The 15,158-nt window shown below is 29.5% G+C and carries 14 protein-coding genes; 6 read left to right on the top strand and 8 right to left on the bottom strand.

Translation table 11 applies throughout. From position 1 onward, the window contains the following. The first annotated feature begins 52 nt into the window (after positions 1 to 52). From HNP68_RS02645 to HNP68_RS02625, 5 genes are all read left to right on the top strand, one after another. Complete coding sequence (locus HNP68_RS02645) at positions 53 to 1,678, top strand: peptide ABC transporter substrate-binding protein (protein ID WP_183220168.1); 1,626 nt, start codon at positions 53 to 55, stop codon at positions 1,676 to 1,678. Between the two features lie 381 nt (positions 1,679 to 2,059). Further along, positions 2,060 to 2,980: an ABC transporter permease gene (locus tag HNP68_RS02640; protein WP_183220166.1), complete on the top strand. Its 921-nt coding sequence runs from the start codon at positions 2,060 to 2,062 to the stop codon at positions 2,978 to 2,980. A gap of 12 nt (positions 2,981 to 2,992) precedes the next feature. Then, a complete protein-coding gene (locus tag HNP68_RS02635) occupies positions 2,993 to 4,042 on the top strand; it encodes an ABC transporter permease (RefSeq protein WP_183220164.1) in 1,050 nt (349 codons plus the stop codon). Between the two features lie 12 nt (positions 4,043 to 4,054). Continuing rightward, the gene (locus HNP68_RS02630; protein WP_183220162.1) at positions 4,055 to 4,927 is read left to right on the top strand and encodes an ABC transporter ATP-binding protein; all 873 of its coding nucleotides are present in this window, start codon (positions 4,055 to 4,057) and stop codon (positions 4,925 to 4,927) included. After that, complete coding sequence (locus HNP68_RS02625) at positions 4,928 to 5,899, top strand: ATP-binding cassette domain-containing protein (protein ID WP_183220160.1); 972 nt, start codon at positions 4,928 to 4,930, stop codon at positions 5,897 to 5,899. It begins immediately after the preceding gene. Positions 5,900 to 5,914: 15 nt separating this feature from the next. Here the strand turns inward: HNP68_RS02625 and HNP68_RS02620 are convergent, their stop codons facing one another. Then, positions 5,915 to 6,646, bottom strand: a complete 732-nt coding sequence (locus tag HNP68_RS02620; RefSeq protein ID WP_183220804.1) for an early set domain-containing protein — start codon at positions 6,644 to 6,646, stop codon at positions 5,915 to 5,917. 137 nt (positions 6,647 to 6,783) lie between these two features. Here HNP68_RS02620 and eno point away from each other — a divergent pair, with 137 nt between their 5' ends. Continuing rightward, positions 6,784 to 8,094, top strand: coding sequence for a phosphopyruvate hydratase (gene eno / locus HNP68_RS02615; RefSeq protein WP_183220158.1), 1,311 nt, complete (start codon positions 6,784 to 6,786; stop codon positions 8,092 to 8,094). Positions 8,095 to 8,142: 48 nt separating this feature from the next. On the opposite strand, the gene rpsI is transcribed toward eno, so the two are convergent. Genes rpsI through HNP68_RS02580 form a run of 7 tightly spaced genes read right to left on the bottom strand, consistent with a single transcriptional unit; the run spans position 8,143 to position 15,156 of the window. Beyond that, entirely contained in the window at positions 8,143 to 8,553 is a 411-nt protein-coding gene (rpsI, locus tag HNP68_RS02610; RefSeq protein WP_183220156.1) for a 30S ribosomal protein S9, read from the bottom strand. After that, the gene (gene rplM, locus HNP68_RS02605; protein ID WP_183220154.1) at positions 8,550 to 9,014 is read right to left on the bottom strand and encodes a 50S ribosomal protein L13; all 465 of its coding nucleotides are present in this window, start codon (positions 9,012 to 9,014) and stop codon (positions 8,550 to 8,552) included. Before rplM ends, rpsI begins: the two co-directional genes overlap by 4 nt. Before the next feature lie 52 nt (positions 9,015 to 9,066). Then, positions 9,067 to 9,876 (bottom strand): hypothetical protein, encoded by an 810-nt coding sequence (locus HNP68_RS02600; RefSeq protein ID WP_183220152.1) that lies wholly within the window; start codon positions 9,874 to 9,876, stop codon positions 9,067 to 9,069. Further along, complete coding sequence (gatB, locus tag HNP68_RS02595; protein ID WP_183220150.1) at positions 9,869 to 11,326, bottom strand: Asp-tRNA(Asn)/Glu-tRNA(Gln) amidotransferase subunit GatB; 1,458 nt, start codon at positions 11,324 to 11,326, stop codon at positions 9,869 to 9,871. Before gatB ends, HNP68_RS02600 begins: the two co-directional genes overlap by 8 nt. Then, positions 11,316 to 12,764: an Asp-tRNA(Asn)/Glu-tRNA(Gln) amidotransferase subunit GatA gene (gatA, locus tag HNP68_RS02590; RefSeq protein ID WP_183220148.1), complete on the bottom strand. Its 1,449-nt coding sequence runs from the start codon at positions 12,762 to 12,764 to the stop codon at positions 11,316 to 11,318. Before gatA ends, gatB begins: the two co-directional genes overlap by 11 nt. A 10-nt stretch (positions 12,765 to 12,774) precedes the next feature. Next, on the bottom strand, positions 12,775 to 13,050 hold the full coding sequence (gene gatC, locus HNP68_RS02585) for an Asp-tRNA(Asn)/Glu-tRNA(Gln) amidotransferase subunit GatC (RefSeq protein ID WP_183220146.1): 276 nt from the start codon (positions 13,048 to 13,050) through the stop codon (positions 12,775 to 12,777). A 9-nt stretch (positions 13,051 to 13,059) separates the two neighbouring features. Beyond that, complete coding sequence (locus HNP68_RS02580) at positions 13,060 to 15,156, bottom strand: ATP-dependent helicase (protein WP_183220144.1); 2,097 nt, start codon at positions 15,154 to 15,156, stop codon at positions 13,060 to 13,062. Between the last annotated feature and the right edge of the window lie 2 nt (positions 15,157 to 15,158).

The following is a 15,158-nucleotide window of genomic DNA, read 5'->3' as shown; positions in this document are numbered from 1 at the left end:
AAAAAAGATAGCTTAAACTCATAAATAATTTTAATTTGGGGAAAAGGTTAAAATGAACTTTAATAAAATTGAAAAAATCGGTAAAAAAATTAAGATGATAACGCTATTTATGCTTGTCGCGTCTTTGATTGCATGCAATAGCAACTCAGAAAAAGAAAAATTAACATTTCAAGTATACATAGGGGGCGCACCTTCGTCACTCGATCCTCACTTGGTAGATGAAACAATAGGAGCAAGAATCTTGGAACAAATATTTTCCGGACTCTTGACATTAAATACCAAAACGGGAAAGCTCAAGCCTGGGCTTGCTAAAAATTGGGAAGTCTCAAAAGATAAAAAAACATATCAATTTTATCTAAGAGATAATCTTGTTTGGAGCGATGGAGTTTCAATTACTGCTGAAGGAATAAGAAAATCTTTTTTAAGAATTTTAAATAAAGAGACAGAATCTCCACATGTTGATATGTTTAAATCAATAATAAAAAATGGGCAAGAGTACTTTGATGGGAAAGTACCTGATTCCGAACTTGGAATTAAAGCAATTGATAGCAAAACAGTGGAAATAACGCTAACATCTCCAAAGCCTTATTTTCTTGAACTACTTTTACATCATTCATTCATGCCAGTACCTATTCATGCTATTGACAAATATAAAAAAAATTGGACAAACCCTGAAAACATGGTTACCAGTGGTCCTTTTAAATTAAAAAAAAGATTACCTAATGAAAAAATTATATTTGAAAAAAATGAACACTATTACAATGCAAAAGAAGTAGAACTTGAAAAGCTTGTCTACATTACATCTGACAACGACCTGACTGTATACAATATGTACAAAAACAACGAAATTGATGCTATTTTTAACAGCATTCCGCCAGACATTGTAAATGAAATAAAACTACAAAATGACTATTATCAACACAAAAGTAATGCGATTTATTTATACTCATTTAATACAAAAATAAAACCCCTTAATGATGTTAGGGTTAGAGAAGCTTTAACATTAGCTATCGACAGAGAAACTTTAACTTACAAAGTGCTCAATGATGGTACAGTTCCCACAAGAGAAATAACCCCTAATCTTGAAAATTACAATTACGGCAAAAAATTAGCTCTATTTGATCCTGAAAAATCTAAAAAGCTTTTAACAAAAGCTGGTTATCCAAATGGAAAAGGATTTCCAACGCTAACGCTAAAATATAATACAAATGAAACTCATAAAAAAATTGCTTCATTTATTCAAAACCAATGGAAAAAAATTTTAAATATAAATATTATGCTTACTACTGAAAATTGGCCCGTTCTTACCAATAGTAGGAATACAGGTAATTTTGAAATAATACGGATTGGACGCATTGGGGAATATTTAGATCCACACACATACTTTACTATATTTACAAGCGAAAATTCACAACTTGCATCGTATAAATATTCAAACTTGGAATTTGATAAACTCATCAAAGAATCAGATTTCGAAAAAGATCCTATAAAAAGAAAAAAAATACTCAGAAAAGCAGAAGAGATAATAATTGAAAAAGATTTTCCTGCCGCACCAATATATATATATTCTGGACACTACCTCTTTAGAAACGACAAATGGACTGGATGGAATCCTAATGTATCAGAAGTTTACTATTTTTCTGAATTAAAATCAATTAAAAATACAAACCATAATTAATTAATTTTTCAAAAAGACTTCAATATAAATTAAAAATAATATTGAAGTCTAATATAATAGCAAACTAGATAAATAACACTCAAAAGAGGTGCCTTGTTCAAAGCAAAATTACATAAATAATGTTTCAGTATTTTAAAGTTAAATTGCTTTTAAATAGCAAACAAAAAAACAATACTCTCTAATCAACATAACAAAATTTTTAAATAAAAATTTTAAAAAGGGCAAAGTACATTTTATCGAAAATCGAATTGTTAATTCTAACGCAAACAACCCGCTGCTCCATCAAAAATTATCAATCATAGCTTGAAAAACAATAAATACTATATGATATAATTGACTAATATATCATGTTGCCAATTACCTATTTACAAAGGAGCAAAAATGTTAAAGTTTACTTTAAAAAAAATAATAGGAATAATACCAACTTTACTAGCCATAATTTTTTTATGCTTTTTTGTAATGAGAATGGCTCCTGGAAGTCCATTTGATTCTGAAAAACCCATTGATCCTCAAGTAAAAGCAAGATTAATGGAGAAATATCATCTTGATAAGCCTTTTTATATTCAAGCCTTTTATTATATTTCAAACGTTTTAAAAGGAGATCTGGGACCTTCTCTTAAAAAGAAAGATCTTACAGTTAATCAATACATAAAATTAGGATTTCCAAAATCACTTACACTCGGGGTAATATCCCTCATTATATCACTTTCAATAGGAATACCAATAGGAATATTAGCTGCTATTTATAAAAATAATTATATAGATTATATAATAACATCAATAGCAATATTAGGAATTTCCATACCATTATTTGTAATAGGACCAATTTTACAATACTTTTTTGCAATTAAATGGGGCTTATTCTACACTTCTGGATGGATTACAGAAAGAGGAGGATTTTCAAATTTAATTTTACCTATAATAACTCTTAGCATGCCTAATGTAGCTATTTTTGCAAGAATAATAAGAGGCTCAATGCTAGAAATAATACAAAGTGACTTTATAAGAACTGCACGTGCAAAAGGACTAAGCTTCAGAAAGATAGTTATAAAGCACATGTTAAGGGGGGCAATGCTACCTGTAGTAAGTTATATAGGTCCAGCATTTGCTGCTATAATTTCTGGAAGCGTAGTTATTGAAAAAATATTTAGAATTGCTGGAATGGGAATGTTTATAACAGAATCCGCACTAAACAGAGATTACCCAGTGCTAATGGGGGGGTTATTAGTATATTCAATAATACTGCTTATTTCTATATTAATATCAGATATTATATATAAAATGTTAGATCCAAGGGTGTAGGAGAAAATCAAAATGAATAGCCTTGAAAAACAAAATGAAAAAAAAAATTCTAAACTCGAAAGCAGAGCTTGGTCAAGATTCAAAGAAAATAAGCTGGCATTCGGCAGTCTTTTTGTAATTGGATTTTATATCTTAATTGCTATTTTACAACCAATATTGCCAATATATAAATACCATACTCAAATAGTAGAGCATTCCGATTTACCACCATCTTTCCAAGCTGCTGGGGAATTATGGTACAAGAAAGAGAAAAAGTTTATTGAAAAATTAGCAAAAAAAGAAAGAAGAGAAATAAATGAAGAAGAACTAAAAAAATTAGAAGACATAAAAATAAAGATAGAAAATGAAGTTCAAATAATAGATAAAAGGGAAGTAAAAATACACAAAAGAGTGTATTTACTTGGTACAGACAATCTTGGAAGAGATTTGCTTGCAAGATTAATACAAGGCAGTCAAATCTCTCTTTCTGTAGGATTTATTGGAGCTTTTTTGTCTATGATAATAGGAACTATTCTAGGTTCAATAGCAGGATTTTTTGGAGGGTTACCTGATAAAATAATCACCAAAACAATCGAAATTCTTTATGTATTACCCTATTTGCTTATTGTAATAATACTAATGTCAATAATGGAAAGAAGTATAATAGGATTATTCATAGCACTTGCATTTGTATCGTGGTTAACAGTAGCTAGGGTTGTGCGGGGTCAAGTACAATCATTATCAAGTTCAGAATTTATACAAGCATCCAAAACCTTTGGCGCAACGAATAAAAGAATAATATTAAAACACTTAATTCCTAATAGCATTGGGATGATAGTTATATTCACAACAATAAGAGTCCCAAGCTTTATTATGGCTGAAGCTTTTTTGTCCTTTTTAGGACTTGGAATTTCAGCCCCAATGACAAGCTGGGGAGAATTAGTGCAAAATGGAATTGCTACATTTGTTGAATATCCATGGAAAGTTTTTATTCCGGCTATAGTTATGACAATATTTTTATTATTTATGAACTTTTTAGGTGACGGGTTAAGGGATGCATTTGATCCAAAAGATAGCATCTAAGGAGAAATTGAAATGGAACAAGAAAATATATTAGAAATAAAAAACTTATCAATTGAATTTAGACTAAAACACACAACAATTCATCCCGTAAGCAATATTAACCTGTCTGTAAAAAGAGGAGAAATTAGGGCTATTGTTGGAGAATCTGGAAGTGGGAAATCCGTCACAAGCATGGCTATTTTAAAATTATTACCAGAACTTACAACAGTATATAAAAGTGGAGAAATACTATTTGAAAATCAAGATTTGCTAAAACTTAGCGAAAAAGAACTTTTAAAAATCAGGGGAAATAAAATATCAATGATATTTCAAGACCCAATGACTTCGCTGAACCCATTTTTAAGAATATCAACTCAACTTGAAGAAACAATAATCTTACATCAAAAATTGGGGAAAAGAGAAGCCAAAGAAAAAGCAATAGAAATGTTAAAAACTGTTGGTGTTGTAAACTCAGAAGAGAGAATAAAACATTTCCCCCATCAATTTTCAGGAGGGATGAGACAAAGAGTAATGATTGCCATGGCGCTTAGCTGTCATCCATCCTTACTAATAGCAGATGAGCCAACAACAGCCCTTGATGTTACAATTCAAGAGCAAATATTATTATTAATTAAAAACCTCTCTAAAAAATTTAATACTTCTACTATATTTATAACGCATGATCTTGCAGTTGTTGCTGAAATTTGTGATACAGTATCTGTTATGTATCAAGGAAAAATTGTAGAAGAGGGAACGGTAGAGGAAATATTTAATAATCCTAAACACCCCTATACTATTGGACTTTTAAAATCAATTCTTACACTAGAACACGATCCAAATAAAAAACTTTATTCAATAAAAGAAAATCCTATTAAGATCACAAAAACCAGAATTGAGGAGTTTTAAATGAGCAGTAAAAAAGAAATAATTCTTAAAGTAGAAAATTTAACACAAACATTCATAACTGGAGAAGATTTTTTATTTTGGAAAAACAAACAAAAAGTCAATGCAGTAAACAATATTAGCTTTGAAGTTGAAAAAAATAAAACTCTAGGACTTGTGGGAGAATCTGGCTGCGGCAAATCTACTACTCTTCGCTCAATAATGCAGCTTTACACACCAACTTCTGGAAATATTTACTTTAACGAAAAAAATATAACTAAACTTTCAAAAAAAGAACTTTTAAAAACAAAAAAAGATATGCAAATGGTATTTCAAGATCCTCATACTTCACTTGATCCAAGAATGACAATAAAAGAAATAATAGCAGAACCGCTAGAAATATACAATGAAAACAAAATTCTTCCAAAAACAAAAAAAGAAATAGAGCAAAGGGTTAACGAATTAACAGATATTGTTGGGTTACATAAAAGTATGTTAGCTAGATATCCTCATGAATTTTCTGGAGGACAAAGACAGAGGATAGGAATTGCCAGAGCACTGGCTTTAAATCCTAAGCTTTTACTTTTAGACGAAGCCGTTTCTGCACTTGATGTATCAATCAGGGCTCAAATTCTAAATTTACTAAAAACCTTACAAAAAGAATTTAATTTATCTTATTTATTTATTTCTCACGATCTTGCTGTAGTAAAATATATGAGTGATAAAATCGCTGTAATGTACCTAGGAGTTATCCTAGAACTTGCACCCAGAGAAACACTATTTTCAAACCCAATTCACCCATATACTAAAATGCTAATAGCATCAATTCCTGAAATTAACCCTGAAAAAAGAAAAAATAAAACTATAAAGCTAGACGAACAAACTTTAGCAAACATTAGAAAAATTCATTTATTAACCCAAGTACACCCAAAACTTGAAGAAGTAGAAAAAGATCATTTTGTATCTAAATACCTTTTTGATGAGATGAATAAATAAATCAACTTAAAAGACCTATTTATGGTCAAAATAGGAAACTTCAAAATCTATTTTATTATCAATTCCTTCTACAAAGTATAAGTTAATTCTATTAACATTATTTTTATCTATTACTTTGTTACCAGAATCAATAAAATAATAATAAATTCTATCCTTAGGTAAATTTTTAAGCTTAATAGTATAAATTCCCTTATTGTCTTCTTTTTCAATAAGCCTATTTAAAAAAGGATTAAAATTATTAAAACTACCAGCTATTGTAACTATTTGTCCAGGACGACCTATATAAAAAATTTCAATCTCGTTATTGTCATACGATTGTATTGGATTCCTCAAAGAAATATAACTGGACTTCTCTTTAGCAATCTCAATTTTAGAAAATGGGGTTAAATCCTCATTGTAAACCACATTTTTATTATATTCGTCATTAGTCCAAACACCGTCTATAATAAGCCTATATTTTATATCACTTGTGCCATGAGGAATATTAACTTTAACAAAAAAAACTCCATATTCATTTTTTTTGAATAAATATTTTTTAGCATAATGATCAAAATCAAAGGCAGCAAAAATTTTTCTAATGCCCTTATTAGGAGGATAAAATAATAATATACGATTGGAATCAACCATAGGCTCAAAATTGTCTTTTCTTGTTGAAACTTCCAAAAATTCATTTAAACTTAAATCAAAATCATACATTACATAACTATCTGAAAAAAGATTATTAACACATAAAGCTGTAAAAACCAATAAACATAAATACCTTTCTTTCATAGATTATATATAAGACTCACAATAACAATTCTTTTGGAAAAATACTACACATTTATACCTTTTAACATTATACTAAAAAGATACATTAAAGTAAATAATACGAGGAGTATAAAATGGGTTTTCATATTTATGAAATCAAAGCTAGACAAATTATTGATTCTAGGGGGAATCCAACAGTTGAAGCTGATGTAATTTTGGAAGATGGAACTTGTGGAAGATCTGCCGTACCATCAGGTGCATCAACAGGAATTAACGAAGCCGTTGAGCTTAGAGATGGTGATAGGTCTGTATATATGGGGAAAGGAGTTTTAAAAGCAATTGAAAACATAAAAAACATAATTGCCCCAGAACTTGAAGGTATGAGCGCCTTAAATCAAGTTGCAATTGACAGAAAAATGCTTGAACTTGATGGAACCCCTACAAAAGAAAAACTGGGGGCTAATGCAATTTTAGCAGTTTCAATAGCTACAGCTAAAGCTGCTGCAAAGTACCTTGGACTTAAGACTTATCAATATCTTGGAGCTTACAAAGCTAACATTTTGCCTACACCCATGTGCAATATTATTAATGGTGGTGCACATTCTGACAACTCTGTTGATTTCCAGGAGTTCATGATAATGCCTATAGGAGCAAAAACTTTCAGCGAAGCAATAAGAATGGCAGCAGAAGTTTTTCATACGCTAAAAGGCATTTTAAATAGTAAAGGATATGCAACTTCTGTTGGAGATGAGGGAGGATTTGCTCCAAATTTAAAATCAAATGAAGAAGCCTGCGAGGTTATTATAGAAGCAATAAAGAAAGCGGGTTATGAACCTGGTAAAGACATAGCAATAGCTCTTGATCCAGCAACATCTGAGCTTTATGACCCAAAAACAAAAAAATATGTACTTAAATGGTCAACAAAAGAAGAACTTACTTCCGAACAAATGGTTGAATATTGGTCAAAATGGGTAGAAAAATATCCAATTATTTCAATTGAAGATGGCATGGCTGAAGAAGATTGGGCTGGATGGAAAAAACTTACAGACAAAATTGGAAACAAAATACAACTTGTTGGAGATGATTTATTTGTAACAAATACCTCATTTCTTAAAAAGGGAATTGAAATGGGAGTTGCTAATTCAATTCTTATCAAGGTCAATCAAATTGGAACGCTAACAGAAACATTTGAAGCTGTAGAAATGGCCAAAAAAGCAGGGTACACAGCAATAGTATCCCACAGATCAGGAGAAACAGAAGATACTACAATAGCCGATCTTGTCGTAGCTCTTGGAACAGGGCAAATCAAAACTGGCTCACTATCAAGAACAGACAGAATAGCAAAATATAATCAACTAATAAGAATAGAAGAAGAATTAGAAACAACCGCTGAATACCACGGTAAAAATGTATTCTATTCCATTAAGCAAAAAGAATCCCTTTAAAGGGATTCTTTTTGCTTAAATAAAAATGTAAAATTATAGAAAATAAAATTATCTTTTAGAAAATTGAAAACTTTTTCGCGCTTTTTTCTGCCCAAATTTTTTACGTTCAACCTTCCTTGAATCTCTTGTTAAAAATCCATTAGATCTCAAAATCATCTTGTTAGATTCATCAAGTTCAAAAAGAGCCCGTGAAATGCCATGCCTTATTGCTCCTGATTGGCCTGAAATCCCTCCCCCATAAACATTAATATAAAGATCATATTTACCAAGTGTATTTGTTAAAACTAAAGGTGATAGTGCCATCGTTCTTAAATTTTCAAGTTGAATGTAAGAGTCAAAGTCTCTATTATTTATCTTTATATTACCATTACCCTCTCTAATGTAAACTCTAGCAACAGAAGATTTTCTTCTACCGGTTCCCATTGATAAATTAACATTGCTAAAACTTGATTTTTTCATTTTATCCCTCTTAAATTAACTTCCAATTTTATAGGATTTTGAGCTTTAAGAGTATGCTCTGAACCAGGGAAGACTCTTAAATTTCTAAAAAGATCGCGCCCCAAAGGACCTTTTGGCAACATACCTTTAACAGCAATCTCTAAAGGTGCGCACGGCTTTCTCTCCGACAATGTTCTAAAAGTATCAGAATAAAGACCTCCCGGATATCTTGAATGTCTATAATAAAGTTTTTGTTGATATTTTTTACCTGTAAGCCTAATCTTAGAAGCATTAATAATAATAACATTGTCACCTAAATCCTGGTGAGGAGTATAATAAGCTTTATGCTTACCCCTTAAAATTCTAACAGCATCCACAGCAACTTTACCTAAAATTTTATCTGCTGCATCAATTACATACCATTTCTTCTCAACAGTTTTTGGCTTGATCCAAATCGTAACATTATTGGTTATTTTATTCATAATAGCGCATTACCCTAACATATAATTTTATGCATAAATCTTATTAATTGTATTATTTGTAAGAATCACTGTCAAGCCCATCAATAAACTTATTTTTAAGGTCAAAACAAATTTTTTTAAAATTATCCAGATCTCCTTTAGAAAACTTCAAGGGAACAATAGATGGAATATTAAAATCTGGACTAATTAAATATCCATATTTTAGAAATTCATTAAAAATTTCCGCATGATAACAAGCATCATAAAGAGGAAACATATACCTATCAATCACTTTAAACAAAGATGTTGCAAAAAAATTAAAATCAACATTGAAATTTTTTTTATATAATAAAAGCTTGCTTAATGTATGTCTAGCCAAAGATAAAGTTAAAGCATCAAAATTATCTTTAAATTTTATTTTTCTAGAAATATTATCTATAACAACAATACTAACAGACGTATAATCGGGCAAAGGAATATTAAAAATCATAGGATATTTAATATTATTAAATCCTACTTTAAACTCATATATTCCTTCTCCTTTTTCCCAAGGCATAAAAACTTTATCTTTACCGGTTAAAGATAATAAAAATTTTTTTGCATCTTGTTCTAATTTAAAAATATAAACAGATCCAGCCTCTTTAAAAAAAGTAAATATCAAATTGACAAACTGATTTTTAAAAACAGAAGGATATGGGGATATCAAACCCCTCGACATAGTTTGCTTAAAAAGGCGATTCAAACCTTGAAGCCTATAGCCTAAAAAATTCTTTCCACCATTTAAATATAAATCTAAATATCTCTTACCATGAATATCGTAAAGATAAAAAAATCTTGCCCTTTTGATCACTGGCAAATTATCTATTAAGGACAAATTATACATTTGATAAACTTTGTAAAAGAATTTCATTTGCAAGTATAGGATTAATTTTTCCTGAAGATTTTTTCATTATTTGTCCCATCATAAATTTGATAGCATGATCTTTGCCCTTTTTGTAAAGCTCAATTGACTTAGGATTTTCGTTCAAAACTTCAAGCACAATCTGTTTAATAACAAACTTGTCATTTACTTGCTCTAATTGATTTTCATTTATAATAACAGATGCTGGAACTTCTCTAACAATCATCTCTGAAAATACTTTTTTTGCTATTTTGCCACTTATTTTGCCAGCAACAATAAATTCAACAAGCTCTGCAACATGGCTTGGAAGCAAATTAAACTCAAGAATACTAATCCCTTTATCATTAAGAACATTTAAAACTTCAGACAATATCCAATTGGCTAATTTTTTAGGGTCACTTGCATTAATAACAGCTTCTTCAAAATATCTAAGCAAATGCTTATCTGATGTTAAGGTAATAACATCAAAATCACTTAACCCATATTGGTCTTTAAGCCTAATTCTTGCATCAAATGGAAGTTCAATTAACTTTAAATTCTTAATATTATCAATATAAAAATCATCAATCTCTATTAAAGGTAGATCGGGTTCTTGAAAATAACGATAATCAGATACTGTCTCTTTATCCCTTTGAATCACTGTAATACCACTTTTATCATCAAACCCTCTGGTATGCTTGCCGCAACTATCAAAAGTTTTTCTAAATTGAATCCATTCCTCTTGTTGTCTTAATTCCTCATATTCAATAGCAGCTTTAATAGATTTAAAAGAGTTTAAATTTTTTATTTCAGCTATGGGAGTTTTATACTCAACATCATTCTCTCTAACAATTAAATTAACATTTACATCACATCTAAAAGAACCATTTTCCATATTACATTCCGACAAATCAAGATACCTAAAAATTTCTCTTAAGGAATTTAAAAAAGCAACTGCCTCATCTCCATTGCTAATATCTGGAGCAGAAACAATTTCAAGCAAAGGAGCACCTGAACGATTAAAATCAATATAACTCTGATTTTCACTGTCTAGCAAATGTAAACTCTTGCCCGAATCTTCTTCCATATGGATTCTAATAATGTTAATCTTTTTTAACCCATAAGAGGTTTCAATTAATAAGCTTCCTCCTTCACAAATTGGCTTATCATTTTGAGATATTTGATATCCTTTTGGCAAATCTGGATAATAATAATGTTTTCTATCAAATTTAACAACATGACTAATATTTGAATTTGTAGCATGCCCTGCTAAAATTGCACTATTAATAAGTTCCACATTTACGCTTGGCAATGATCCAGGCAACCCAAGACAAATTGGACAAATACGAGAGTTAGGAACCCCTCCAAACTCATTCTTACATCCACAAAAAGCCTTTGTTCTTAAACCTAACTGAACATGAATTTCTAGCCCAATAACTAATTTATATTCCATTCAATCCCAATTCCCTAATCACATTTTTTGAAAAACTTAAAAGTTCAAAATCCTTCCTGCTGCGCCCAATAATTTGCATTCCAATCGACAATCCTTCCTTATCCTTAGAATACGGAAATGAAATAGCAGGAGCTCCAATAAGATTTGCAATCACAGTACAAATATCTGAATAATACATTTTAACAGGATCGTCAAAATCTAAACCGACTCTAAAAGGTTTAACAAAACTTGTTGGAGTAATAATAAAATCGCAACTTTCAAAAAGCTTGTTAAATTTGGGAATAATCAAATTTTGAAGAATTTCACAAGCTTTTGAATAATACTTGGCATCATACCCTTCCGACAATAAATAATTTCCAAGAATAATACGCCTTTTAACTTCTTCTGACAAGAAATTGCTCCTATGTTTAAAATAAAAATCATTAAGGCTTAAATTTTCTGATATTCTCTTACCATAACAAAGTCCGGTATAACGAGCAAGATTGGAAGATGCTTCAACAGGAGAAATTGTATAATAAATTGATAAAATAATATTAATCTCTTCTATTGAAACTTCTTTTATATTAATACCTTTTGATAAAAGGTCAAGTTTAAATTTGGCAAAACTACTTTCAACATTTTTGTCCATTAGATCTTCACTAAGCTCTTTAATTAAAGCTAAATTTTTACCTTGCAACGACTCTATTTTTAAAGGATAAAAATCATCATCAAAAATATCTATACTAGTAGAATCCATTTCGTCAGCTCCACAAGTATGCTTTAAAACTAAAGCAATATCTTCAATAGAATGAGAAAAAAACCCTATTTGATCAAAAGACGAAGCATAAGATGCAAGTCCATAACGAGAAAGGCCTCCATAAGAAGGTTTAAAGCCTAAAATTCCCGAAAAAGATGCAGGAAGTCTAACAGATCCTCCAGTATCACTGCCAAGCGAAAAAGGTGCTTGAAAAGCTGCAACTACAGCTGCAGAGCCCCCAGAACTACCCCCCACAACATATTTTTTATTTAAAGGATTTAAAGTTGCACCATAACAAGAAAATTCACCAGTAGAACCCATGGCAAATTCATCCATATTGGTTCTACCAATTATAATTGCTCCTTTATTTTTAAGCCTTTTGACTACAGTCGCATCATAAGGAGAAATGTATCCTTTTAAAATTTCAGAAGCACAGGTTAAAGATTTATCTTGAATTGAAATATTATCTTTAACCGCAATAAGCATACCAATTAAAGGCAAGTCTTCTAATTCACAATTCTTTAAACGCTCGTCATACCTTTTTGCAATTTCTAAAGAATCATCAAAAAATTCAATATATCCATTGATATCCCTGCTTAATTCATAATTATTTTTATAGGCAAGTAAAATATCATAAATTTTACACTTTTTAGTTAAAACTAATTCTTGAATTTTAGTTAAAGTTAAATTGCTTAAGTCCAAGACCTTATCCTTATTCTAATATTTTGGGAGATGCAAAATATCCATCTAAAAACGAATTACTAAGTTTTTTAATTGATTCAATAGGAAGAGAAAATCTTGCTTCATCCTCACGCAATGTAAAAATTTTTTTCTTATTAGCATCAAAATTAACCTGAACCTCAAAATTTGAAATTTTATTAACCAATTTAATAACTTTCTCAAATTTTGAAATAAATTTATCTTCACTCTCTCTGCTAAGTGTAACTAAGCTTAATTTTAAACTATTTTCTAAATGTATATCTTGCAAAATAATCCTCTAGACTTTAATAATTTTTTTAACATACTCAGGACTCAAAATAGCCTTTTTACCATTTGTCAAACTAATTTTAACAAACTGTAAACTACCTTGATACCAACTATCAACAACCAACCCCTTTTCTCCATTATAAATTATATAGTCTCCAATATTAAATCTACTATCCCTTTTATTATCAATAAAAAAATTACTAAAATTCTCTTTTAAATACTCGGGAATAAAGATGATATCATAAGAGTTTTTGTCAATATCTTGAAAAAACACAGAAGGCACGGTACTTTTAAAAGACCCTCTAAAAGCTCGCCTTAAATTTAAAGTAACAATAAGTTCTGACTTAGCTCTTGTGATTGCAACATAAAAAAGCCTCCTTTCCTCCTCAAGTCTATCTTCTGTTAATTCTTCAATTTCAGCTGGCAAAAGACCTTTCTCAAGTCCAGAAATCACAACTCTATCAAATTCAAGCCCCTTGACACCATGAATTGAAGACAAAAATATATTGGACTTAAAATCCCCAGAAATTAAAGGAGAAAGTAAAGAATTTTCTAAAAATATAGCAAGACCTTCAAACGTACCTGAATATTCAATCCCACTATTAATAAGCTCATCAATATTCCTTAATTTTTCATCTTTATCAAATTTTTTATAATAATCTAAAATACCAAACCTAATTACAACATCCTCAATAAACGCAGATAAATTAATATAATTATCTTCAAAAAGTTTCTTACCCAGCTCATCATAAGCATTTAAAAACAATAAAAGAGACTCTTTGGCTCTATTTTTAAGCAAACTCAAAACCTTTTTGCTTGCAAAAAATAAATTGGAATTAACATCATCATCGTTTAAAGTACTAATTATTTTTTCTAGAGTACTTTTTCCAATTCCTCTAGAAGGCTTATTTATCATTCTCAAAAAAGCTATTTTATCTCTCTGGTTTATAAAAAGTCTAAGCAAACAAATAATGTCCTTTATTTCTTCTCTATCATAAAATTTAATTGATCCTAAAACCTTGTATGGAATATTTTTCTTTAAAAAAGATGTTTCAAAATGAAACGATTGGGAATTAAATCTATAAAGTATTGCTGTCTCAATATCATTATCAACAAGCAAATTAGAAAAATATTCAGCTTCATCTGATGTGCTTTGAAAAACTAAAAATTTCATTCTTTTATCAGAACTATTTTTAGTTGTTATTTGTTTCTCGTACCTATTTTTATTTTTTGAGATAACGCCATTTGCAATATCAACTATATTTGAATTTGAACGATAATTTTGCATTAAATAAAATTTAACAACATTGCCAAAAGTTTTTTCAAATTCAAGAATATTTTCAATTCTAGCCCCTCTAAAAGAATATATTGACTGATCTTCATCTCCCACAACCATAAAATACATACCATCTAAATAAAGTTCTTTCAAAAATAAAAATTGTGAATAATTTGTATCTTGATACTCATCTACAAAAATAACTTTAAATTTGGATTGAATATATTCTTTTAAAGATTTAGATTGCCTTAACATTAGAATAGGTTTAATAATAAGATCTGGAAAATCAAAAGCATTACTCTTGGCTTTCTCTTCCTCATAAATTTTAATATATTCATGCTCCTTTTCTCTAAATTCAATAAATTTTTCTAAGAAAAAATTTTCTTTGTCTTTTAAAATCAAAGCTGCAATATGTTTTGCCATTTCAAGACTTGGAGCAAGATCAATTTGTTTGATAAATCTAGCAACATCATTAGTATCCCAAATTGTAAAATTTGAATCATAATTTTTATCAAAATCCTTATAGTAAAATCTCAAAAGCCAAGACCCAAAAGAATGAAAAGTTTGAATATGAAGTTTTTTATCAAATTTTAAAAGATCATTTATTCTGGCATTCATTTCATTTGCAGCTTTATTGGTAAAAGTTAAAGCCAAAATTTCATTGGGATTTATATTCATATATTTGATTAAATATACAATCTTTGCAATTATAACTCTTGTTTTACCACTACCAGGCCCTGCTAAAACAAGAATTGGATTTTTACTTTTACTAAAAACAATTTTTTCTTGAGAAGCATTTAAGCTAGAAAAAAAACTTTTTATTTTAACCATTA

This window comes from Borreliella yangtzensis, from assembly GCF_014201775.1.
GTDB lineage: Bacteria > Spirochaetota > Spirochaetia > Borreliales > Borreliaceae > Borreliella > Borreliella yangtzensis.
Note: the sequence above shows the minus strand (reverse complement) of the source record. Positions and strands in the feature narration are given on the sequence as shown.

Coding starts and splice junctions, on each gene's coding strand:
- HNP68_RS02645 (WP_183220168.1), top strand. CDS start 53: ATGAACTTTAATAAAATTGAAAAAATCGGTAAAAAAATTAAGATGATA.
- HNP68_RS02640 (WP_183220166.1), top strand. CDS start 2,060: ATGTTAAAGTTTACTTTAAAAAAAATAATAGGAATAATACCAACTTTA.
- HNP68_RS02635 (WP_183220164.1), top strand. CDS start 2,993: ATGAATAGCCTTGAAAAACAAAATGAAAAAAAAAATTCTAAACTCGAA.
- HNP68_RS02630 (WP_183220162.1), top strand. CDS start 4,055: ATGGAACAAGAAAATATATTAGAAATAAAAAACTTATCAATTGAATTT.
- HNP68_RS02625 (WP_183220160.1), top strand. CDS start 4,928: ATGAGCAGTAAAAAAGAAATAATTCTTAAAGTAGAAAATTTAACACAA.
- eno (WP_183220158.1), top strand. CDS start 6,784: ATGGGTTTTCATATTTATGAAATCAAAGCTAGACAAATTATTGATTCT.
- rpsI (WP_183220156.1), bottom strand. CDS start 8,553: ATGAAAAAATCAAGTTTTAGCAATGTTAATTTATCAATGGGAACCGGT.
- rplM (WP_183220154.1), bottom strand. CDS start 9,014: ATGAATAAAATAACCAATAATGTTACGATTTGGATCAAGCCAAAAACT.
- HNP68_RS02600 (WP_183220152.1), bottom strand. CDS start 9,876: ATGTATAATTTGTCCTTAATAGATAATTTGCCAGTGATCAAAAGGGCA.
- gatB (WP_183220150.1), bottom strand. CDS start 11,326: ATGGAATATAAATTAGTTATTGGGCTAGAAATTCATGTTCAGTTAGGT.
- HNP68_RS02580 (WP_183220144.1), bottom strand. CDS start 15,156: ATGGTTAAAATAAAAAGTTTTTTTTCTAGCTTAAATGCTTCTCAAGAA.